This window comes from Amycolatopsis orientalis DSM 40040 = KCTC 9412, assembly GCF_000478275.1.
GTDB lineage: Bacteria > Actinomycetota > Actinomycetes > Mycobacteriales > Pseudonocardiaceae > Amycolatopsis > Amycolatopsis orientalis.
The window spans coordinates 125,361-147,163 of the sequence record NZ_ASJB01000042.1; the positions used below are offsets into that span (position 1 = coordinate 125,361).

At 69.3% G+C, this 21,803-nt stretch carries 20 protein-coding genes; 5 read left to right on the forward strand and 15 right to left on the reverse strand.

Features of this window, described 5'->3' with window-relative positions:
- Positions 1-4: 4 nt before the first annotated feature.
- Positions 5-742 (reverse strand): hypothetical protein, encoded by a 738-nt coding sequence (locus tag L324_RS10875; RefSeq protein ID WP_037306133.1) that lies wholly within the window; start codon positions 740-742, stop codon positions 5-7.
- Positions 743-835: 93 nt separating this feature from the next.
- Between L324_RS10875 and L324_RS10880 the strand changes: the two genes are divergently transcribed.
- Together L324_RS10880 and L324_RS10885 are read left to right on the forward strand one after the other, a co-directional pair.
- Complete coding sequence (locus tag L324_RS10880) at positions 836-1,816, forward strand: class 1 isoprenoid biosynthesis enzyme (RefSeq protein ID WP_037306134.1); 981 nt, start codon at positions 836-838, stop codon at positions 1,814-1,816.
- Between the two features lie 111 nt (positions 1,817-1,927).
- Positions 1,928-2,338, forward strand: a complete 411-nt coding sequence (locus L324_RS10885; protein WP_037306136.1) for a hypothetical protein — start codon at positions 1,928-1,930, stop codon at positions 2,336-2,338.
- A gap of 79 nt (positions 2,339-2,417) precedes the next feature.
- On the opposite strand, the gene aztD is transcribed toward L324_RS10885, so the two are convergent.
- The 4 genes from aztD to aztB are packed head-to-tail and all read right to left on the reverse strand — an operon-like array spanning position 2,418 to position 6,587.
- Positions 2,418-3,584, reverse strand: a complete 1,167-nt coding sequence (aztD, locus tag L324_RS10890) for a zinc metallochaperone AztD (protein WP_037306137.1) — start codon at positions 3,582-3,584, stop codon at positions 2,418-2,420.
- Between the two features lie 47 nt (positions 3,585-3,631).
- On the reverse strand, positions 3,632-4,531 hold the full coding sequence (aztC, locus tag L324_RS10895; protein ID WP_037306140.1) for a zinc ABC transporter substrate-binding protein AztC: 900 nt from the start codon (positions 4,529-4,531) through the stop codon (positions 3,632-3,634).
- The gene (locus L324_RS10900; protein ID WP_037306142.1) at positions 4,528-5,739 is read right to left on the reverse strand and encodes an outer membrane protein assembly factor BamB family protein; all 1,212 of its coding nucleotides are present in this window, start codon (positions 5,737-5,739) and stop codon (positions 4,528-4,530) included. The genes aztC and L324_RS10900 overlap by 4 nt, the downstream gene beginning before the upstream one ends.
- A complete protein-coding gene (gene aztB, locus L324_RS10905; protein WP_037306143.1) occupies positions 5,736-6,587 on the reverse strand; it encodes a zinc ABC transporter permease AztB in 852 nt (283 codons plus the stop codon). The genes L324_RS10900 and aztB overlap by 4 nt, the downstream gene beginning before the upstream one ends.
- 47 nt (positions 6,588-6,634) lie before the next feature.
- On the opposite strand from aztB, the gene aztA reads away from it, so the two are divergent.
- Positions 6,635-7,366, forward strand: coding sequence for a zinc ABC transporter ATP-binding protein AztA (aztA, locus tag L324_RS10910; protein ID WP_037306146.1), 732 nt, complete (start codon positions 6,635-6,637; stop codon positions 7,364-7,366).
- A gap of 46 nt (positions 7,367-7,412) precedes the next feature.
- Here the strand turns inward: aztA and L324_RS10915 are convergent, their stop codons facing one another.
- The 6 genes from L324_RS10915 to L324_RS10940 all read right to left on the reverse strand — a co-directional run bounded on the left by L324_RS10915 (position 7,413) and on the right by L324_RS10940 (position 12,703).
- On the reverse strand, positions 7,413-9,668 hold the full coding sequence (locus tag L324_RS10915) for a heavy metal translocating P-type ATPase (protein ID WP_037306149.1): 2,256 nt from the start codon (positions 9,666-9,668) through the stop codon (positions 7,413-7,415).
- A 28-nt stretch (positions 9,669-9,696) separates the two neighbouring features.
- Complete coding sequence (locus L324_RS10920) at positions 9,697-10,644, reverse strand: DUF8832 domain-containing protein (protein WP_037306151.1); 948 nt, start codon at positions 10,642-10,644, stop codon at positions 9,697-9,699.
- Positions 10,645-10,700: 56 nt separating this feature from the next.
- Positions 10,701-10,907, reverse strand: a complete 207-nt coding sequence (locus L324_RS10925) for a heavy-metal-associated domain-containing protein (protein WP_037306153.1) — start codon at positions 10,905-10,907, stop codon at positions 10,701-10,703.
- Positions 10,908-11,117: 210 nt separating this feature from the next.
- Positions 11,118-11,669 carry a cysteine hydrolase family protein gene (locus L324_RS10930; protein WP_037306155.1) on the reverse strand — a complete coding sequence of 184 codons (552 nt, stop codon included), beginning with the start codon at positions 11,667-11,669 and terminating at the stop codon, positions 11,118-11,120.
- A gap of 33 nt (positions 11,670-11,702) precedes the next feature.
- Complete coding sequence (locus tag L324_RS10935; RefSeq protein WP_037306403.1) at positions 11,703-12,125, reverse strand: VOC family protein; 423 nt, start codon at positions 12,123-12,125, stop codon at positions 11,703-11,705.
- Between the two features lie 5 nt (positions 12,126-12,130).
- Positions 12,131-12,703 carry a PadR family transcriptional regulator gene (locus L324_RS10940; RefSeq protein ID WP_037306156.1) on the reverse strand — a complete coding sequence of 191 codons (573 nt, stop codon included), beginning with the start codon at positions 12,701-12,703 and terminating at the stop codon, positions 12,131-12,133.
- A gap of 124 nt (positions 12,704-12,827) precedes the next feature.
- Here L324_RS10940 and L324_RS10945 point away from each other — a divergent pair, with 124 nt between their 5' ends.
- Complete coding sequence (locus L324_RS10945) at positions 12,828-13,238, forward strand: nuclear transport factor 2 family protein (RefSeq protein ID WP_037306158.1); 411 nt, start codon at positions 12,828-12,830, stop codon at positions 13,236-13,238.
- A gap of 362 nt (positions 13,239-13,600) precedes the next feature.
- Entirely contained in the window at positions 13,601-13,795 is a 195-nt protein-coding gene (locus tag L324_RS10950; RefSeq protein ID WP_037306160.1) for an ANTAR domain-containing protein, read from the forward strand.
- A 44-nt stretch (positions 13,796-13,839) separates the two neighbouring features.
- On the opposite strand, the gene L324_RS10955 is transcribed toward L324_RS10950, so the two are convergent.
- The 4 genes from L324_RS10955 to L324_RS10970 all read right to left on the reverse strand — a co-directional run bounded on the left by L324_RS10955 (position 13,840) and on the right by L324_RS10970 (position 21,771).
- Positions 13,840-14,511: a DNA alkylation repair protein gene (locus tag L324_RS10955; RefSeq protein ID WP_037306162.1), complete on the reverse strand. Its 672-nt coding sequence runs from the start codon at positions 14,509-14,511 to the stop codon at positions 13,840-13,842.
- Between the two features lie 104 nt (positions 14,512-14,615).
- On the reverse strand, positions 14,616-17,981 hold the full coding sequence (locus tag L324_RS10960; protein WP_037306164.1) for a hypothetical protein: 3,366 nt from the start codon (positions 17,979-17,981) through the stop codon (positions 14,616-14,618).
- A gap of 53 nt (positions 17,982-18,034) precedes the next feature.
- Entirely contained in the window at positions 18,035-21,133 is a 3,099-nt protein-coding gene (locus tag L324_RS10965) for an ATP-binding protein (protein ID WP_037306166.1), read from the reverse strand.
- Positions 21,133-21,771, reverse strand: coding sequence for a hypothetical protein (locus L324_RS10970; RefSeq protein ID WP_037306168.1), 639 nt, complete (start codon positions 21,769-21,771; stop codon positions 21,133-21,135). Before L324_RS10970 ends, L324_RS10965 begins: the two co-directional genes overlap by 1 nt.
- Between the last annotated feature and the right edge of the window lie 32 nt (positions 21,772-21,803).

Here is a 21,803-nt window from a genome sequence, read left to right on the forward strand (position 1 = left end):
CTCGTTACCCGGCGGCGGCGTGGACCGTGGCCGGGCCGAGCACCCAGAACGTCGTCTCGCTCGGTTGCCGCCAGCCTGTCCGGTGCAGCGACGGCTGCGCGTGATAGCGCGCCTCCGGGAACCGGACACGTGCCCGGCGCGCACCCTCCGCGCGGACGATCGTGACGTCGTCCAGATCCAGGTGGACCACCTCGATCGCCGCACGTCGCGCCGGCCCGAGAAGGTAGGAGAATTCGAGCTTCACCTGCGAGGACCGGCCTCGGGCACGGTCGTCGCGCTGCCGCTCGATCAGCATCTCGACCTCCGCGGGGCGGGTGAGGTCGTAGGACTGGGCACGGCCGCGAGGACGTCGCTCGAACGGCGTCGACACCTCGAACCGGACGACTTCGAACGAGGCCGTGCGCAAGACGGCCGACTGCGCCTCCAGCCACCGGGGCTCGAAGGCGCGCTGGCGGCGCCGCAAGGAGTTCAGCGCGAGGAGACGGCAGACCAGGTCCAGCAGGAGCAGGGCGGCGGCGCCCAGCAACCACGGCCGCAGTGAGGGGACGACGGCGAACTGTGCGGCCGTCAGCGCGGCGGCCCCCGCCAGGGCGCGGAGGGTCCGGCGATGGGCGTCGGCGAACCGCGGTTCACTCAGCCGGGCCAGCGTGGCCTCGATCCTGGCGGTCGCGAGGAGGGGAACGCGCAGGTCGGGTCGCAGGCTGTCGGCGGGCTCGATCCTGGGAAGGTCATCCGTTTTCACCGGTACTCCGCCTCTCTTCGCGGACGCGGTCGGCTCCAGCCTCCGCCGTGCTCACGGCTCTGACAAGGCCTCCGTACTGTTAGCCTGCTCGACATGGGTGGGGTGCTCCGCGATGCGCTCGGGGTGATGCGCTGCGTGCCGATGGCCGCGGGCCTGCCCGGTGTGGTGCGGTACGTGGTCCGTGACGCGCGGGAGATCATGGGCGCGTTCGACGAGGTCGTCGCGCCACTCGTCGACCAATCGGTCGGGACCACCCCGGCGTTGTCACGGGACGCCCACGACGCCTTCCTGGCGACGACCATCAAGGTCGGGCTGGCGATGCGCGGCTACGCGGAGATGGCGGGGGTACCGTTCGACCCCGCGCTCGCGGCGCTCGGCAGTTCGTTCACCCGCGTCTACGACGACCTGGTCGACAACTTCGACCGGCCCGACCTCGACGACAGGCTCGCCGAGCTGTTCCGAGGCGAGGCCTTCGAGCCGATGTCCGGGGTGGAATCGCTGCTCCTCGCCCTTTATCACGCGATGGAGACCCGGATGGACCGGCCCGCCGAGGACACCATCTTCACCGTGATGCGGGACCTGCACGACTACGAACGGCAGTCGCGGCGCCAGCGGGATCCGCGGCTGCCGCTCGCCGAGGTCGAGCGGATCACCCGCGGCAAAGGCGGTCTCGGGGTCACCGCGCTGTTCGCGCTGCTACGGCCGGGGATGACGGCGGACGAACTCGACCTTCTCGTCGAGCTGGGCGACGTGCTCCAGCTTCTCGACGACTACCACGACGTCGCCGTCGATCACCGCGACGGAGTGGTGACGGTCGCGACGCTGGGAGAGCCCGGTCTGGCGGTGCTCGCCGAGAAGATCCGCCGGCTGCGCTCCCGCTTCGCGCGTCACTACGGCGAGGGACGTGATCGCCGTCTGGCCGCGATGTTGTTCGTGATGCTGGTCGGCGCCTTCGCGGCGGGACGGCGACGGCTCGACAGGCCGGTGCGGTCCACGCGGTCGCGGCGTCCTTTCGTCCTGCTGTTCTCCCGGACCGGCACGATCACGCCGGACGGCGCGGGATTCGACGACTGACGAACGTGACGTCGGCGAAAGGCTGATCATTCGGCTGCACGTTGGTGCGTTCACGATTCGGTACCGGGCTGGTCTCATGGCGATATTCCCGTCGAGAAAGGAATACTCGAGATGTCCATTGCGACCAGGAAAGCGCTCCGGATCGGTATCGCCGCGACCATGGCCACGGGCCTGGCCTTGACCGCGACGCCTGCCGCGTCGGCTGCCACGAGCTTCGCGGGCAGTTTCGACTGGCAGGCGGATTTCAAGCTGCTCCTGAAGTCCCGGCTCTGGGACCAGAACGGCGGGAGCACGAAAATCACCAGTTACGCCAACTGCTCCACCGATCCGGGACTGACGTCCTACGCGATCGAACTGTGGAAAGACGAATTCTTCGACAAGAGCTACGGCAACGTCGGTTACCAGTGCGACTCGGCCCGGGAATACACCTGGAACAACCTGCCGGCCGGGACCTACTATTTCATGATCTCCAAGCGGGACGGCAACGCGATCCACGCGAACGGCACCACGTACTACCCCTGATCGCGACAGCCCCAGCCTCGTGAGTGGTAATGAGGGTTAGAACCGTCATTACCACTCACGAGACGTCCTTGCGGCTCGCCTAGTGCGCGAGTACTCCGCTGACCTCGTTCGGTGTACCGGGCAGCGAGCCGGTCGTCGTCTTCGTACCGGCGGCGAGGTCGACCGCGTGGATCTCCTTCTTGCCCGGATCGGTGACATAGGCGGTCCCGCCCCGGACGAAGATCGCCGGACGCGGGCTCTGCCATTCGAGCGGTTCCTGCCAGGAGCCGAGCACCGCGATCTTCCGGGTCACCGCACCGGACACCGGGTCGATGACGTGGATCTGCCCGTCGGTACCGAGCACCAGCCCCTCCCCCTGCGGTCCGCGGGCCAGCGACCGGAAGGTGTAGCTGACCCCGAGTTCGACGTGCTTGAGCGTGGCCTTCTCGGTGTCGATCAGCGACACCCTGGTCGGCCGCTCGAGTTCCGCCGCCTTGTCGACCTTGTAGTCGCCCAAGGTGATCGGCGAGAGGTCCGACCCGGCCTGGTTGCCGATCCGGCCGTAGGGGTCCGGGCTGGGGACCTTGGTGATGGCGCCATCGCGGTAGATCAGGACGCCGGTCTCGCAGCCGATCACCACCGCTTCGCCGCGCGCGGCGGCTTCACCGTGCACGCCGGGGCATTGGTCGTTGCGCGCGATCTCCTTCTTCTCCTTGTCCAGCACCACGATCCCGGGCCGCTCGTCCTCGTTCCCGATGGTGGTGACCAGTTCGCCGCCCGCGAGTTCGACGGCCACCCCGTGATGCGCTTCCGGCGTCTTGTGCTTCGGCGCGGGCAGGGCCGCGCCCCCGAGCGTCTTCGGATCGAACACCGTCACCTCGCCGGTGCCGTCCGCGAAGAGCACCGTCTTGCCGGCGTGGCGGACGACGTGTCCCGGTTTGGGCGCCTTCACCTCGGTATCGGTCAGCACGGCGCCGACGGCGTCGAGCACGCGGAACCCGGTGGACGTCGAGACCAGCAGATGCCGGTCGTTCCCGGCGGGGTTGAGCCGGTTGAAACCGCTGAGCGGAAGGTCTTTGGCCACCTTCAGGGTCTTCCCGTCGAGCAGCAGGATCCCGCCGTCGTAGGTGACGGCGACGGGTTCGGCCACGACGGCCACCGCCGGGGTTCCGGCCTGTGCCTGCGGGGACGGCTGTTCGGTCGCGCAGGCGGTGAGCGCGAGCACGCTCGCCGCCGTCAGCGCGCCGTACCGGATGGGTCGTGCCATTTTCACTGCACCTTTCTTCTGTGCCAAGTCATTCAGGGCCAAGTCGTTCAGGGGCGCGTCAAGCCGGTGGCGATCGACTCGGTGTTGGCGCGCATCATGTCCAGATAGGTGGCCGCGCCCTGCCCCGGTTCGCTGAGCGATTCCGAGAACAACGAGGTCACCGCCACCTGCAGACCGGCCTGCTCGGCCAGGACCCGCGCGAGCTTGTCGGGCTGGGAGGAGTCCGCGAAGATGACCGGCACACCGGCCGAGCGCACGGTGTCGGCCAGCGCCTTCAGATCCGAGGAACTGGGTGAGGCGAGGGTTGTGCCACCGGGGATCACCGCGCCGACGACCTCGAACCCGTAACGCCGGGCGAGGTAACCGAAGACATGATGATTGGTGACCAGTTTCCGGCGGTCCGGCGGGATGGCCCCGAACCTCTCGGTCATCGTGGCGTCGAGTGCCGCGATCTCGCGGCCGTAGCGGTCGGCGTTGGCCCGGATCACCGTTTCGTCGACGCCGCCGACATGGGCGACGATCTGGTCGGCGATCAGCTTCACCGCCTCGCGCACCCGTCCCGGGTCGGTCCAGAAGTGCGGGTCGGCCGCGCCTCCCGGATAGGCGATCGGATTCGCCCGCTCTCCCACGGGAAGCGACGGCACCCCGTTCTCCTCCGCGGTGCGGACCGTGCGCAGCATGCCCTCTTCGAGGCCGAGTCCGTTGTAGACGATCAGCCCGGCGCGTTCGACTTCGGCCGCCTGCTGCGCGGAGATGCCGAACGAATGCGGATCGGCGTTCGGTTTCATCAACACGGTCACCCCGGCCTGATCCCCCACGATGTTGCGGGTGATGTCGCCGAGGATGTTCGTGGTGACGACGACGGACTTCCCTCCCCCGCCGCTCCCGGAGCAGCCTGCGACCACCAGCAGCACCGTGGCGAGCAGCGCGAGCACGCGACGGTTCATCGGCCGGTCTCCACGATGAAGGCGGCTTTGCCCTCGACCTTCAGGGTCCTGGCGCGACGGAGGTTGTCGTTGTAGTCGATTTCGTACACCTCTCCGGAAAGCGGGTTGTTGATGTAGGCCCGCGTCGTGTCGACCTGCACGGAGGGAGTGGCGGCCACGGCCGCTTCGGGTGGCAGCAAAGGGATCTGCGCCTGTTCCTTCCCCGTGGCGCCGTCGAAGGCGCGCAGCTTCCCGTCCCGGGTCAGCACCAGGACGGGGCCGCCCTCCCCCACCGCGTTCACCGCGGCGACCGGCCCGGTCTCGAGGTACCGCCAGGTCCGGCGGCCGACGTCCAGCGACCACACGCCGCCGTCCCCGGCCTTCGCCACGAGCGTGGTGCCGCCCGGCCGGTGAAAGAAGCCGGTGGCGCGTTCCCGTGCGGCCGCCTCCGGCGGGTACGGGATCTTCTCGCCGGTGAAGGCGCCGTCCTTTTCCGTGACCAGCAAAGCGCCGTCCGCGCAGCCGAACACGACACCCCGCCGGGTCACCGCCTGGCCCCGCAGTTCCGGACACGGCCGGTCGATCTCCGCCACCGGTTTCCCTTGCCGGTCATGGACCCGCACCCGGTTCCCGTACCTCTTGCCGGGTTCCGCCACCGAAGCCAGGATCTGCTTGCCATAAGGGATAGCGACGCCGTCATGGGGTTCGCGCACGATCCTGCCCAGTTCGGCGACGGATCCCTTGTCCAGCAGAGCCCGGTCGAGCACGACCGCCGTACCGTCCGAAAAGGACAGAGCGGAAGCCACTGGATCGCTGTACGCGCCCAGCGGCTGTTTCCCCGGCGCCACACCGACTTCCCTGGGCTTCGCGCGATAGTAGTGCACGTGGTCGCCGTGATCGACCATCCAGGCGCCGCTGTCGACCACGCGGACCGAACCGTCACCGCCGGTCAGATAGCCGAACCGCCCGTCGCCGGTGAGGGCGCGCACGCCGTCGACGCGACCGGTTTCGTGCACCTCTTCGGTGATCAGGTCCACCACGCGCACGGCGCCAGACGCGGTGTCCGCGACGATCAACCGTGACTGCGCCTCGGCGGCTTCCTCGGCACCTTCGACGTAGCCGTGCGGTGTCTCCGCGGGAACGTCCTGCCGCGGTTCGCCGCCGCACGCCGCCATGGTCACCGCCGTGACCGCGAGGATCACCGCCACCCGGCTCTTCTTGAGTCTCATCGTGAACGCTCGATCTCCAGGGTCAAGGAACGGAAGCGCCGTCGCGCGAAGGAAAGGAACGCGGAGAGGAAGAACACCAGTACCGCGCCGGCGGCGATGGTCGCGCCCGCCGCGGTGCCCCAGTGCCACGAGACGAGCAGGCCGCCGACCGTGGCCACGACGCCCAGCAGCGCCGCGACGAGCATGATCGTGGTGATCCGCCGCGACCAGAAGAGCGCCGCCGCCGCGGGGGCGATGAGCAGGCCGAACACCAGCAGCGTCCCCACCACGCGGAACGAGGCGACGATCGTCAGCGTGACCAGCGCCAGCAGCACGGCGTTGGCCAGGCGCGGGCGCAGGCCCAGGGTGTGCGCCTTGCGGATGTCGAAGGTGAGCGCGGTGAACGACCGGTGTCCCAATAAGGCCACCACCGCCACGACGGCCAGCGTGATCGCCAAGCCCACCAGATCGGCGGAACCGACGGCGAGCACGTCACCGAAGAGGAACCCGGTGAGATCGACCGCGAACGACCGCGAATGCGAAACGATGATCACGCCGCTCGCGAGCATCCCCACGAAGAGGAGCCCGATCGTGGTGTCCTCCGACAATCGCCGCGACCGGCCCAGGGCCGTGACGCCGAGCGCCATCACCCCGGCGCTGACCGCCGCGCCGATCAGCAGGTTCACGCCGGTGAGCGACGCGATCGCCACGCCGGGCAACATGCCGTGCGACATGGCGTCGCCGATGAAGGCCATGCCCCGCAACACCACCCAGGTGCCCACGATCGCGCACACCACCGACACGAGCACTCCCGCCACCAAAGCCCGCTGCACGAACGACACCTCGAAGGGGACCAGTAACCACTCCACGCGAGCCACTATAATGGTAATGATTGTCATTATCTGAATGAGGTGGGATGAAATCGGACACAACGGTCCTCACGCTCGACGGCGTCCACGCGCACTACGGCCCCCGGGAGGTGCTGTGCGGGGTCACCGCCGAGGTGCCGCAAGGGCGTCTCACCGCGGTCGTCGGGGCGAACGGAGCGGGTAAGTCGTCCCTGCTCAACGTCGTCGCCGGGGTGCTGCCGCCGACCGCCGGGTCGGCCGGCCTCCGGGATCCGCGCCGCCTCGCCTACGTGACCCAGCAGAGCGAGGTCTCCCAGACGCTCCCGATCACCGTGCGCGCCACCGTCACCATGGGCCGGTGGGCGCACCGCGGCCCCTGGCGGCGGCTGACCGCCCTGGACCGCGAAGTGGTCGAGGAATGCATGGCACGACTGGACATCACGTCGATCGCGCACCGGATGCTCGGCACCTTGTCCGGCGGTCAGCGTCAGCGGGCGCTGGTGGCACAGGGGCTCGCTCAGCGGGCGGGGCTCCTGCTGCTCGACGAGCCGTCGGCCGGTCTGGACCTGCATGCCCGGACCATGATCGACGAGGCGCTGCGGGCCGCGCTCGACGAGGGCACCACGATCCTGCGCGTCACCCATGACCTCGCCGTCGCCCGCCGGGCGGATCACTGTCTTCTGTTGCGGGACGGCCATCTTGTCGACGCGGGCCCGCCGGATGCGGTGCTGACCCCGGGCCGGGTGGCGGAGGCGTGGGGAATCCCGCTGGGCCAGCTCGTGAGTGGTAATGACGGTTAGAACCGTCATTACCACTCACGAGGCTTGCGAACCGACTAAGGCGCGATCAGCTCGCGGTGCCGCGGAATCCCTTCAGCCGCAGGCTGTTCGTGACCACGAAGACCGAGCTGAACGCCATCGCGGCACCGGCGATCATCGGGTTGAGCAGCCCCGCCGCGGCCAGTGGCAGCGCCGCGACGTTGTAGGCGAAGGCCCAGAACAGGTTGCCCTTGATGGTGCGCAGCGTCCGCCGGGAAAGCCGGATGGCGTCCACCGCCGACCGCAGATCGCCGCGGACGAGGGTGAGGTCCGACGCCTCGATGGCGACGTCCGTGCCGGTGCCCATCGCCAGCCCGAGGTCGGCCTGGGCCAGCGCGGCCGCGTCGTTGACACCGTCCCCGACCATCGCGACCACCTTGCCCTCGCCCTGCAACCGCTTGACCACGTCGACCTTGTCCTTCGGCAGGACCTCCGCGATCACCTCGGTGATGCCCACCTCCGCCGCCACCGCGCGGGCCACGGCCTCGTTGTCGCCGGTGAGGAGGACCGGGGTCAGCCCGAGGGCGCGCAGCCGCGTGATGGCCTCGGCGGAGGTCGGCTTGACCGTGTCGGCGACGACGAGCACGGCGCGGGCCTTCCCGTCCCAGCCGACGACGACCGCGGTGCGGCCTTCCTTCTCCTCGGCGGCCTTCGTCTCGGCGAGGTCCTCCGGCAGGTGATGCGCCCACTCCTCCAGCAGGGCGCTGCGCCCGGCGAGTACCGCCTTGCCGTCGACGATCCCTTGCACACCAAGGCCTTCGACGTTGGTGAACTCCTCGACACCCGGGAGGTCGCCGGTGCGCTCCCGCGCCGCGCGGGCGATGGCCTGCGCGATCGGGTGTTCGGACGCGTCCTCCAGCGCGCCCGCCAGGCGCAGCGTCGTCTCCTCGTCGACGCCTTCGGCGACGTGGACGGCCACCAGCGACATCTGCCCGGTGGTCACGGTGCCGGTCTTGTCGAGGACGACCGTGTCGACCGAGCGGGTGGACTCCAGCACTTCCGGGCCCTTGATCAGGATCCCGAGCTGCGCGCCGCGGCCGGTACCGACGAGCAGCGCGGTCGGCGTCGCCAGTCCCAGTGCGCACGGGCAGGCGATGATCAGCACGGCGACCGCCGCGGTGAACGCCGCCGCGACCGAGCCACCCGCGCCGAGCCAGAACATCAGCGTGCCGACGGCGAGCGCGATCACGACCGGCACGAACACCGCCGAGACCCGGTCCGCCAGCCGCTGGACCTGCGCCTTCCCCGTCTGGGCGTCCTCCACCAGCTTCGCCATCTGCGCCAGCTGCGTATCCGTGCCGACCCGCGTCGCGCGGACGACGAGCCTGCCGCCCGCGTTGACCGTCGCCCCGACCACCGCGTCACCGGGGCCGACCTCGACCGGGACGCTCTCCCCGGTCAGCATGCTCGCGTCGACCGCGGAACTGCCTTCGGCGATGACACCGTCGGTGGCGATCTTCTCGCCGGGCCGGACCACGAACTCGTCCCCCACGGCCAATTGGTCGACCGGGATCCGCACTTCCTTGCCGTTACGGAGGACCGCGACGTCCTTCGCGCCCAGCTCCAGCAACGCCCGCAGCGCGGCACCCGCCCGCCGCTTCGAGCGGGCCTCGAAATAGCGTCCGGCGAGGATGAACGTCGTGACGCCGGCGGCGACCTCGAGGTAGATGTTGCCGTCACCGGCCATCCGCCGCACGGTCAGCTCGAAGGCGTGCGTCATCCCCGGCGTTCCCGCTGTCCCGAACAGCAGGGCGTACAACGACCACAGGAACGCGGCCAGGGTGCCCATCGAGATCAGCGTGTCCATGGTGGCCGCGCCGTGGCGCAGGTTCGCCCACGCCGCCCGGTGGAACGGCCATGCCGCCCACACCAGCACCGGCGCGGCCAGGGTCAGCGAGATCCACTGCCAGTAGGTGAACTGGAGGGCGGGCACCATCGCCAGCAGGATGACCGGCACGGAAAGCACCGCCGAACCGATCAGCCGCTGCCGCAACGGCGTGATCGGGTCGGCCTCTTCACGGGGCTCGGCCGGGTCGGCCGTCTTCGCGGGGGCCGGGACGGCGGCCGCGTAACCGGCCGCCTCCACCTGCTCGATCAACCGCTGCGGCTCGAGGCCCGCCGGAAAGGTGACCTTGGCCTTCTCCGTGGCGTAGTTGACCGTCGCGGTGACCCCGTCGAGTTTGTTCAGCTTGCGCTCGATGCGCATGGCGCAGGACGCGCAGGTCATGCCGGTGATCGCGAGTTCGACTTCGGTGGTCCGCGCCTCGTCGACGTCGGTTGTCATGGTGCTCACTCCCTTTCGACTCGCGCGATCAGCCGTGTCCGCCATGCCCGCCATGCCCGGGTTCTTGCGCCGGAGGCTGGGCCGGGGACGTCCCGGTGGCGACGGTGAACTCCGCGGTGCGGACCTTTCCCTGGTGCTGGAAGTCCAGGAACAGCCGGTAAAGGCCGTCCGACGGGACTTCGGCGAAGAAGGTGATCCCGGGTCCCGGCGCGGTGCGGCCGTCGCCGGGTTCGCCGTCCGGGTGGACGTGCAGATAGGCGAGGTCACCGCCGCGCAGGGCCACCAGATGCCCGTAGGCGCCGAGGTAGGGCTGCAGGTCGGTCACGTCGCGGCCGTCCTTGGTCACCGTCAAGGTCACCTTCGACGACCGGCCCGGCGCCAGGTCGCCGTCCAGCCGGACCTGGTAGCCGTCGACGTTCGCGACGCGCGAAGGCCGATGGTCGACCGGCCTGAAGTCCCCGGCCGCGGCGACGTCGACCCCGAGCGTCGTGGCCGTCCCGCCCGCTGGTTTGAAGTCGGCGAAAACCCGGTAGGAGCCCGCTTCGGGCAGCGCGAGCGGCACCGTCCACACGCCGTCCGCCCCCAGTTCGGGATGCACGTGCTGGAAACCGGCGGTATCGCGGCGGACGACGATGAGGTGCATCCGCTTCTCGTGCTCGACGTCGTAGCCGGTGACCGGCGCGCCGTCGGGGCCGAGGATCCTGAAGGAGAAGGGCTGGGTCGTCCCCGGCGTGAGCGTCGTGGTGGTGGGCGTGAGGGTGTAGCCGCCCCTGGACGACGCGAGCCCGCCGGGCTCTTCGGTCCGCGCTGCCTCCGCGACGGTGCCGCTGTGAGCGTCCCCATGCCCGGCGTCCTCGCCGCCGGGAAGGCCGGCGGCGCCGGCGAAAGGACCGACAGCGGTGCCTGCGGCCCAGGCGCCACCGGCGACCAGGGCGAGTGCCACACCGTAGGCGGAAAGCTTCGCTGCTGTGTTCATCGTGAAGTCCTTAGTGCGGGCCCGTGCGGCCCGCTGTCAGGGAGCCGTCCCGCGAATCAGGCGGTCAGCTCGTAGCCGGCTTCTTCGACGGCCGCGCGCACTTCGGCGACCTCGGGTTCCTGGGAGCTGATGACGGTCACCGCGCCGGTCGGCAGGTCGACACGGACATCCGTGACGCCGCTGATCTTCCCGACCTCTTCGGTGACCGAGCTGACGCAGTGGCCGCAGGTCATGCCGGTGACGGTGTAGGTGGTCTCGCTCATCGTGGTTCTCCTCCGGGTTTCTTGCGCGTATCCGCGCATCACGACCTTCCGATGACGACACTACATACCCCGTGGGGGTACCGCAATCGGCATACCCCCGTGACGTATGCCACTGGACGTATGCCACTGACCGCCTCGGGCGTTTTTCGGCACGCCGAGGGGCAGCTTTGTGGTCTTCAGAAAGGGAGGAATACCGGCCAGACAGGCCGCTTACGCCTTCGCCGTCCAATCGGCACAGGACACGACCTCGAATCCCCGGCCGGGGAAGACGGTGTCCATGAAGAAGTCGTGCGTCGCCGGATCGCCGTCGGCGCAGCCATCGCGCAGCACGGTGACGCGATAGTCACGGTCCGCCGCGTCGTAGCAGGTCGCGGCCACCATGGCGCTGGTCGCGACTCCGGCGACCGCGATCGCGCCGACACCGGCGGCCCGGAGCACCAGGTCCAGATCCGTGCCGGCGAAAGCGCTGGCACGGCGTTTCAGCACGACGACGTCGTCCTCGGCGACCGGCAGGTCGATCTCGGTTCCGGCCGAACCCTCGTGGAAGGCGTCCCCCGCCTCGTGGAACGACCTGAACAGCGCGTTACCCGGCGGCAGGTCGGCACCGTTGGGCCGGATCGCGAACCGCACGAACACCACGAGCACGCCGGCCGCGCGGGCGCGCGGCAGCAGATCGGTGATCGGCGGGAGGACCTGCCTGGCGAACGGGTAGCCGCCCGTGATGCCTCGCTGGAGGTCGCCGACGATCAGCGCGGTGGTCATGGCGGACTTCCCTCCGGCGACGGAAAAGACCTGTCAAGCAACGAAAATACAGAAAGGATGCCCGGCGGGGTCCGCGTACACGCGCAACGGTTCGTCAGGATGGTCGCTACGGTCGAACAGGAGGCGTCCGCCCAGTTCGAGAACGCTGTCATGCTGCGCGTCGAGGTCCTCGACGGAGTCCACGGTCAAGTCCAGATGCAGCTGCTGCGGTATCGGGGCCGGATCCGGCCAGCTCGCTTCGGGAAGCCGATCGACCTGCTGGAAGGCGAGTTGCACGCCGCCGTCCGGATTTCTGAGCACCAGCCAGTCCTTGTCGCGCTCGCCGTCCTGGGGCGGCTCGTCGCCGGGGCGGTATTCCCAGCCCAGCAGACGCCGGTAGAAGTCGGCCAGCACCCGGACGTCGGTGCAGTCCAGCACCACCTGACGGAATGTCGGACCAGGCTTTCGTTCGGCCACGCCGTTCACCTCCTCTGCGCTTCCGCGGCCGCTCGCTGCTCGAGAACGGCGAGAACCCTTTCACACCAACGGATGTTCTCTTCTTCGAACGCGATGCCGCGGGCGAGGGTCAGGTAGGGGCCGACGCGGGCAGCGGTGGCGAGGAACTCCGGCTCCGCGGACTCGCCGAGAAGACGCTCCCGGAGACGTTCGAATCGCTTGAGTTTCGTTTCGGCAGCGGCCATCCTGCCCGCGACGGCACGCCGGACCGCCTCGTCGTCGCCCGCTTCGACGGCCTGGATCTGCACCAGGAGTTCGTCGCGGATCGCGGTCGGTTTCGGCGTCCTCGTGGTGAATCCGGCGAGTTCGGCCTCCCCGGCGGCGGTCAGGGCGAAGAGCCGCTTGTTCGGGCGGCGCCGCTGCTCGACGACCCGCGCGGTCACCAGGCCCTGCGACTCCATCTTGTCCAGTTCCCGGTAGAGCTGCTGGGGGGTCGCGGTCCAGAAGTTGGCGACCGACGCGTTGAAGCTCTTCGCGAGGTCGTAGCCGGAAGACTCGCCTTCGAGAAGCATCGCGAGGATCGCGTTCCGCAGCGCCATGGCGTGATGATAGTCATCCGGCTGATTAGTCGCAAAGTTGATTAGACACTTTGATGGACACCGGTGCGGCGATCACCTACGCTCGGCGTCATCTACTCAACAAGTTGACTATGAGGAGATCGCCATGCCCACGTTCCGCCAGGCCGTCGAGGCGAAGGACGCCGCCGCGATCGAGGCGATGCTCGCCGACGACGTGGTCTTCACCAGCCCCGTCGCCTTCAAGCCGTACCAGGGCAAAGCGATCACCGCGGCGATCCTGCGCGGCGTCATGCGCGTGTTCGAGGACTTCCGCTACGTCCGCGAGATCCAGGACGGCGCGCACCACGTGTACGAGTTCGAAGCCACGGTCGACGGCCTGCGGATCAACGGATGCGACCTCCTGACCTTCGACGCCGACGGCAGGATCATCGACTTCAAGGTGATGGTGCGGCCGCTGCGCGCGGCCGAAGCCCTCGCGGCGCGGATGGGCGCCCAGTTCGAAGCCATCAAGGCCGACGCACTCAGCTCACCCCTCGTGAGTGGTAATGACGGTTAGAACCAGGGCGTTTAGATACCCACCGGGGGTAGATTCTCAGCGGTTGGCCGTGAAGGCCCCCATCCCTCGGCTCAGCCGAGGAAACTCGACCTTCACACCTTCCGCAGTACATGATGGCCCCCTTCCTTGCGCCTGGCGCAAGGAAGGGGGCCATCATGTACTTCACCGCGAGCAAAGCCGCAGGTCACGACCTGGGCCGGGTGGGTCGTGAGTGGTAAGTGTCGTTCTAACGACACTTACCACTCACGAGCCAACCAGGCGCCCCCGCCGGATTGGGCCGATCGGGGTGGAAGCGTCACCCGTCCTGGTCGGTCTGGCGGGGCCGGGTTTCCGGGCGGACGGGAGTGCGCGATCCTCGATCGGTGACGACCAACGAGAAGATCGGTGACGCGCGATGGCGTGCGTCCCTGTGGCGCGAGATGGCGACCATCGAGCAGGCCAAGGGCGCGCTCATGGCGCGTCACGACGTCGACAGCCGCGCCGCCGCGGCCCTGCTGGCGCTGTGCGCCGAGCAGAACGGGATCGAGATCTCCGAAGCCGCCCAGCGGCTGAGCTGAAGTCCAGCGGCGATCGACCCGAACCGAACGAGACCCCCTGCTCCCTAGCCGGCGCGCTGTCGCCGCACCATCTCCGAGATCCAGACAGGCGCGAACGGCGACGTGCAGTTCGGCGGAGTCGGATAGTCCTTGAGCACCTCGAGGCGCTCACCGATGTCGATGGCCCTGGCGCGGTGCGCGGGGTGGTCGATCCCGACCTGCGCCAGGCAATGGTTCATCGCCCACTGCAGACGGTCCGGGGCGGCCTTCATCTCCGCCTCGATGACGTCGAGCAGCCCGGCGAGGTCGAGCCCGTCCGGTTTCTTCGCGACACGTTCGGTGGTCAGCGCCCAGCCCGCGCTCGCGACCACCGGATCCGGATCGGCGGACCACGCCAGACGCAGCTCTTCGGCGTGCGGGCTCTTCTTCACCACGTAGTTCACGAGCCAGTCGTGCACCTTCGGGGTGCGCGCCTCGCGCACCATGCGGTCCAGGTCCGCGCGCTCGAACGCCTTCGGACGGCAGATCAGCAGCGCGAGCAGTTTCGCCGCGGTGTCGTCCGTGTCCCAGAGTTCGCGCGCGAGTTCCTGCTGTGTCTTCAGGCGTTTGGCGAGCGCGCGCAGCTTGCCGAGGTTCACGCCGTGATCGTCACCGTGTCTCTCGTTCACCTCGCGCGCCCTCGGATCCTCGAGCGCGGCCAGTTCCGCCATCACCTCGGCCATCGTCGTCCCGGCCACGTCAGCCTCCTGTCCACCGCGGATGACGTTCAGCCTAGGAGAATCGCCGGCTGGAGAAGCCCCTCGACTCCTCCACCCGGCGATTCGCTCCCCCAAGCCGTGTCCTAGCCGCGACGGGTCAGCTCGTCCGCGTGGTCACGCAGGAGCGCGGCGACCCGGGGCCAGCCGACGTTGATCCGCCGCGCCCAGCCACGATGGAGCTGGGCGAGTTCCCCCGAATCACCGTCCTGGACGGTCATACCGATCGCGAAGCCTTCACGGAGATGCCCGCCGTCGGCGACGTCCAGGACGTCCCGGACCGGCTCCGGCGGCCAGCCACCGTCCGGCCTGGCGGACCCGCCCGCGAGCAGGGTGCCGATCGCGCGGTCACCGGACTCGGCCCGGCCACGCTCGGCGAATTCCGCGCGAGCGCGCGCGACCCATGCCTTGAGCCCGGCACCGCCCGGTATGGTGCGCGCTTCGAAGATCGCGAACCACGCGTTGACCAGTTCGACGCGCGGGGAATCGTCGTCCTCGGGATGGATCCGGGTGTAGAGATCGACGAACGCGACCGGGTTCTCGGCGAGGATCCGCAGGAGGCTCCGGGGTTTCCGATGCTGCCTGAGCGCCGCGTGGTACCGCAGCTCCAGCCGGGCGACCGCGACGTCCGATCCCCCGGCCTCCACCAGCTGATCCAGCAGCGGACCCACCTGGGCGACGGCTTTGCGGTCGGGCGGCTCGATACCGTCGGCGGATGCCTGGAGCAGCACGTCTTCGACCAGGGACGCCGCCGGGGACAGCGGGTCGGCCGCACGGAGGCCGAGTGCGAGGGCCTCGACCGCGGCCCACGGCCGCCGCCGCGCGAGGTGCGTGACGAAGGACGACTCCTGCCCTTCCGGGAGCGGCCACGGGCCGACACGGGCCCAGTAGCTCTCGTGCACCGCGTCATCGGCGGATTCGAGGAGCGCCAACGCGTGTTCCGCGGGCACGGCCAGGAGGTAGTCGACGAGCCTGTCCTGCCCCTTGAGCTGTGTCGCGGCCTCCTGCCACCACTCCTCACCCCGCGTCCGTGCCATCTCCCCCACCCAGCCGGACGCCCATTCCTCGCGGCCCAGCACCGCGAGCGCGTCCTCCTGGATGTCCTCCCCCGCCACCGCGGCCGCGATGCTCCCGACCAGCCGCGGCTGCGCGCTCTCGGCGGCGAGGGCGCTCAACCCCGCGACACCGTGTTCGCGCAGGACTCCTCCGACGGCATCCCGGCGGAGACGGTCGATCTCGGCCTCGCGAGCCTCCTGATCGAGGGAGTCGCCACCCTCCAGATACGGACGAGGGCCGAACAGCCGGACATGCCGTCCCGGGTTCACCGTGGGCTCGATCATCTCGGCGCAGGATTCCAGCCACTGCAGCAATTCTTCCGGCAACGCCCAGGCGGCACCGGCGTAGTGACGATGTTCCGCGGTCAGCCCGGTGAGCCGGTTCCACAGCAGGAGTCGTTCGTCCGCCGAGAGCCTGTCGGCGTCCAGCCGCGTGAGCTCTTCCACGACGCGGTCCCACTGCGCCGTGCTGAGCTCGCGCCGTCGCTCGAAGAACTCGCACCACCGCGCGGGCCGTTCCTCCAGCGCCGCCAGCGCCGCGGTGACCAGCTCGTCCTGGAACTCCGCCACGTCGGGGACGGCGGCCGGCGGTACCGGGACCGTCCATTCCAGACGGACACGGGGTCGCCGGGGACTCGCGAGGAGATGTCCTCGCGGACCGCCCAGCAGCGCGAGGACCAGCCGCCAGCCGGTTTCCGGGGTCCGGCGGCCGATCGCCTTGACGAACTCGGTCCGCTGTCCGCCGGGCAGGTCGAGGTACGGATACCACGGCTGCACGAGAGTGATCAGGGCCTCGAGCGGCTGCGCACCGGCGCCGCGGTCCGGCCGCGCCAGCTCGGCCAGCAGGGACACGACCATCGGCAAGGCGTCGTCGGACCAGCAGACCGTTTCCAACGCCGCCGTGAGACCGTCGGACGAGCCGTCGATCGGCGACGGATCGCTGGTCAGCGCGCGATCGACGGCGCCGAGGAATTCATGCGGAGCCGCTTCGGCGAGCAAGGGCAGCACATCGGCGAGCGAGCGCCAGAGCACGCCGTCCGCGGCCTCGTTGGCCCGCCCGAGCAGTTCTCGGACGAACCGCGCGGCATGCTCGGCGCACGCGACGCCGTTGGACAGCGTCGTCTCCCCCTCGGCCGCCAGCAGCGCAGCACTGGCCGCCAGCCCCTGCCGCAGCTCCGCCGACCACGTCCGCCCGGGTTCCGGCTCCGCGAGCACCTTGACGGCTTCCTCGTGCCAGCGCCGCAGATCCTGCGCGCTCAACCGACCACGAAGGAGAGTCCAGGCGTCGTAAGGATCCGCCAGCCGCACCCGGTCGCCGGACCGGGCGAGCAAGGGGTCGTCGCCTGCCTCGGACCTGGTGAAGAAGCGCGCGAGCTCGTCGGTCTCCCGGCCGGCGATCGCGGCGATCTCCTCCAGATCGTGCCGCGAATCGGCCGTCCAGCGGCCGATCAGCAGGAGCGGCGCGGCGAGATCGCGCTCCAGCGGGTTCACCCACTTCGGGAGATCACAGCCGACGGCCAGCCGTCGGCGCAGGCTGCCGAGGCTCCGCCGCGCCAGATCCGCGTAGGTGTTCGCGTCGGCGGGCGGAACCCCGGCCGCGGCGAACGCCTCGGCGGCCTCGTCGCGGGGAATCCTGGGCAGGACCAGGACATCGGTCCCGTTCCGGTCCGGGGTGCCCCGCACCACGACGACATGGCCTTCACCGGCGTCGTCCACCTCGATCCCGGGGCCGTCCACCACCGCGACGAAGGGAGCGGCCAGGCTCCGACAGTGCCGCCAGCCTTCCTGGCTCGACACCCGCACCGCCCGCAGCCCCGGCCGGTGGGCGGCCAGCGCGGTCGCGACGAACGCCGCGGCCTCGGTGCGGCTTCCGGCGTATACGGGCAGAACCGACGGCGCGGCGTCCAGCCACCCGCACAACCGGTCGATCTCCCGGTCCCGGCCGAGCACCGGGAGCGCCTCGGGCAGCACTGGCCGCGTCTCGTCGCGCCAGGAATCGAGCCACTCCGGCAGGTCTTCGAGTCCTTTGAGGACACCGATCCCCAGTTCCGGGGCGACGCGGATCAGTTCGGTGATCAGGCTCGCGATGTCCTGTTCTCGCGTACGGCGACCGAGCCGCCGGTACGGCAGGCGTGAGAACCCGGCGATCCCGGACGGCATCACGGCGTCCTCGGTGAGTACCGGGACGACCTTCTTCCCGAGCCGCAGCGCCTCGGCGATCTCCTGCCGGGCCCCGTCGTCGAGGCCCTCGGCGCCGATCGGCACCACCACAACGGACGCGGAACCACTCGACCGGAGAACCCGGTCCGTTCCGAACACGTGACGCAAACTCCGGTCGAGACCCCGGACGGGATCCTGACCGTCACCGGGCTGGACGGTGATGAAGATTCCTGCCATGGTGCGAAATCCTTTCCAGCGAGCACAGTTGATGAGGCGGACGGGCTGTGGTTTCACTCGGCGTCGGCACGAGCGCGGGTGAGGACCTCCTCGATGCGGAGCGGACTGGCCGGATGGTGGGTGAGGCACAGGGGGGTGGTCACCCGCTGGAATCCGAACGCCTCCCCCGCCACGTAGAACTGAGCGCGTTCCAGCCGCGAGATGTCGTCGACCGGGCTGCCCTTGGCCCTGGCGAGTTCGTTGGCCGCGGCGATCTGGGCGGGGCTGTTCAGCCTGCCGAAGAACTGCGTCATCGCGTTGCCGACGACCTGGTTGTGCAGGCCTTTCGGGGCCTGCGTGGCGAACAGCAGTCCCAGGCCGTACTTCCGGGCCTGCGAGGCGAGCACGATGGTGCTGCGGGTGCTCGCCGTGAGAGTGCCCGACGCCGCGAGCATCTGCGCTTCGTCCATGACGAAGAGCGCGCCCAGTGGCCGGTCACCGGCCGGATTCCGCTTGGCCCAGGCGAAAAGTTCCATCTGGAGCTGGTTGACGAAGTTCTGCCGCTGCTGCTCCGACGGCAGCCCGACGAAACTGATGACCGAAACCCTTGCCCGCTTGCCTTCCCCTGGAGCGAGCAGGACACCAGGGTCGACAGGCTCGCCGCCGCCCGCCAGGAGCGGGTCGTTGACCATGGCCGCCTTCAGCCACTCGGCCAGGTCGGCGGCGACCTTTTTCCCGTCGTTCAGGGTGCTCACCCCGTCAGGCAGGTCTTCGAGCACCTCGATGAGTTCCGGCAGGCTCCGCGACCCGGTGCGGGCGTGGTGCACGACCGCCTGCCGCAGCACCGCCAGCCCGACGGTGGCCTTCGCCGTGCTGCCGGTCAGCCGGACCTGGGGAGCGAGGGTGGCCACGGCGACCTCGACGGCGGCGTTGAACTCGTCCTCGTCGTCGAGTACACCCGCGAAATCGGGCAGCGGCTGGAACGCGAGCGGCCTGCCGGTGGCCCGCCCCGGTGTCCACACGACGACGTCGGTCTCGGCCAGGTACCGCTCGGCGAGCCGCGCGTCACCCGGCCCCCACGCCGACGGCTGGTCCGGCCAGGCGTCACCGAGCCGCGCGAGGTCGTTGTTCGGATCCAGCACGATCGCCGAGACGCCCTGCAACGCGCACTCTTCCACGATTCGCCTCAGCAGAACCGTTTTGCCGGAACCCGATCCCGCGAAGATCGCGGCGTGCTTGCGTAGCGCGGACAGTTCGATCCGGACCGGTTTCCCGCTGCCGACCACGGTGCCGATGGTGATCTCGCCTTCGACGGACGGCGGCTGTTCTTCGTCGGAAGGGGAAGCGGGTCCCGGCCGGGATCGCGGAAGCGGCTCGGGGAGAACGGCCGACAGGAGTTCCGATTTTCCGGCGGGGCGGCGGTCGACGAGCCATTCGTGGAGTTCCCGGCTGCCCTCGGCGAACATCTTGTCGAGCGCCCAGAACGTGCGGATGTCCGCATCGGACAGCCCGTGCCACTTGCCACCGTCCTTTTTGAACGCCTTGAGTTCCGCTTGTGTCTTCACCCCTCCCGACCACTTGAGGTTGCGGATCAGGACGAGGTGGCGGTTCTCCGCGCCCTTGCGCACCCCGGCCGCCGACCGTGCCTTGCGGAACCGGTGCAGCGCGGCGATGGGATGCGACGCCGCGATGGCCCGAAACGCCCAGTGCTCTTCCAGATCGGACGCCTCGTCCACCGTGCGGGTGAGCCAGGCGTGCAGTTCGTTTCGATCGCTCTTGGCTCCGTACACCCACTCCAGGTTGTCGTCGCCGACCTCGGTGATCCATCCGCGGAGCGCGGCGGACAGCAGACCGGGCATCACCTTGTCCTCGACCTTCGGGTCCAGGAGTGCCGACGGCTCGGCGGCCGACCGGTGTTCCTCGAACCGTTTGTCCAGTTCCACGAATCGATCGGCGGCCATCGCCGGACGCGGCGGAACCGCGGGCCGCGCGGCGCGGTCGTCGAACGTGGTCAACTCGGCGATCCGGCCGGCCCGCACACAGGTATCGATGTGCGCGCCGATCCGCTTCAGCACCTCTCGCGGAGTCATCTCCTCCCAAGCCCCGTCGAAAGCGGAAGGCGACACCGGCCAGGTGGGATGCGGGGGCACGAATTTCATGACCGAGTAGGCGACTCCGAGTCGCTTCTCGACCAACGCCCTGCCGATCTCGGCATCGGTGACCCGGCCGAGGATCAGAGCTTCGTGGAACCGGTCAGGGACGGTGTCGGTGGCCTTCTTCTTGATCAGCTCCCAGGTTCCGGGCAGGCACGCGAGGACCGTCATGGTCCTCCGGGTCACTTCCCGCAGGCCCATCAACCCGTCCGCGACCTGGGCGACGAGCAGATCCTCCTCGTCGCTGTCGCGCACGTGCTGCATGGCCACCGAAGATCGGGCCACCAGGGTGTCCAGCTGATCGACGGCGACCACGATCGGACCGGTGAGCGCGAGCAGCCTCGTGATGTTCTTCACCTGAGTCGCCGCGGACTTGGGCGCCGACCGGATACCCCATTTGCGGCGGTCGCCGGCCTTCGATTCCGGGAACACGCCCAGGTAGTCGTCGCCGACGTAGTTCTTGCTCGGATCCTCACTCGCGTAGAGCACCAGTGCCCGCGCCGTATCGGCGCACTCCCTGGCGACGTCACGGTCGAGGGCTCGCAAGCCCTCGACGAAAGCGTCGACATCTCCTCTGGAAACACCGTGTCCGTCGAGGATCTTTTTGGTGACCTCCGCGTCGATACTCGCGCGGAGACAGACTCTGCGGAGGAAGCTGGTGAGCTGGGGAACACCGGACCCGTCGAGTCGCGAAAGCCCCCGGCGCAACGCCTCCGCCGTGTTCTCCCAAAACGCGTCACCCGCTGTGAGGTCATTGAGGAAGAAGTAGCCGCGAGCCTCATGCGCCTGCTTCCTGACGAGACCGAGCAGATGTGTCTTGCCAACGCCCTTCTTTCCTTGGAGGACCAACCCGATCGGGCTCGGGCCGTCGCTGGCCGTCGCCTCCCGAATCCCTCCGCTCACCTGCGCCAGGACGCCCGCGTGCAGGCCGTCGACGTGATAAGGCGAATCACGCCATACGTGGTCGGGCGTGTCGGCCCAGTCGAAGCGCAGGGCCGCGAGCGCCGTCAGCTGGTCCATCACGGCTCCTCGATCGAGAGCAGATGGTTGTCCTCACCGCCGACGCGGATGGCCGCGGCGTGATCCGCGTCGGTGAGCGCCTTGCGATTCGACTCCGGCACCAGATGCGCCTGTCCCGAACGGCTGAGTTCCTTCAACACCGCGTCGACGTCCACTGTGGACGCATCGCCGAGCATCGGCCGCAGATCCACCAGCGCGACCCAATCCTTCGGGGTACGGGACAGTTTGCGGTAAGCGATCCGGATCCGGCTCTCGATCTCCTCGGCGGTCAGTTCGACATCGGGCATGAAAAGGTCGACCAACCGGAGCTTTTCGCGCCGCAGGTGCCTGTCGAGCCCGCCGAGCAGGACATACAGCGCGCTGCCCAGACTGCTTCGGGGCAGTGGCGCCTCCCCGACGCTCAGCTCCTCCTCGCACCAGGCCCAGCCGCGCTCGGTCAGCTCGTGGACGAAGGGACGGCCGCGGAGGACACTGCTGCGTTCGCTGGCGACCAGATCGAGTTTGTTGAGCTTGGTGCGATCCTGGCCATCCAACGGGAAGCCCACGATATCCCGGAGTTCCGGGTTGGGCACCTCACGCGCGATGACCATCAGCGCGAGCATCGCCGCGGTCTGCTTCTGTCCCAAGCGATCCGTCATCCGTGATCCTTCCGTAGCTTCGTTGCCGGCCC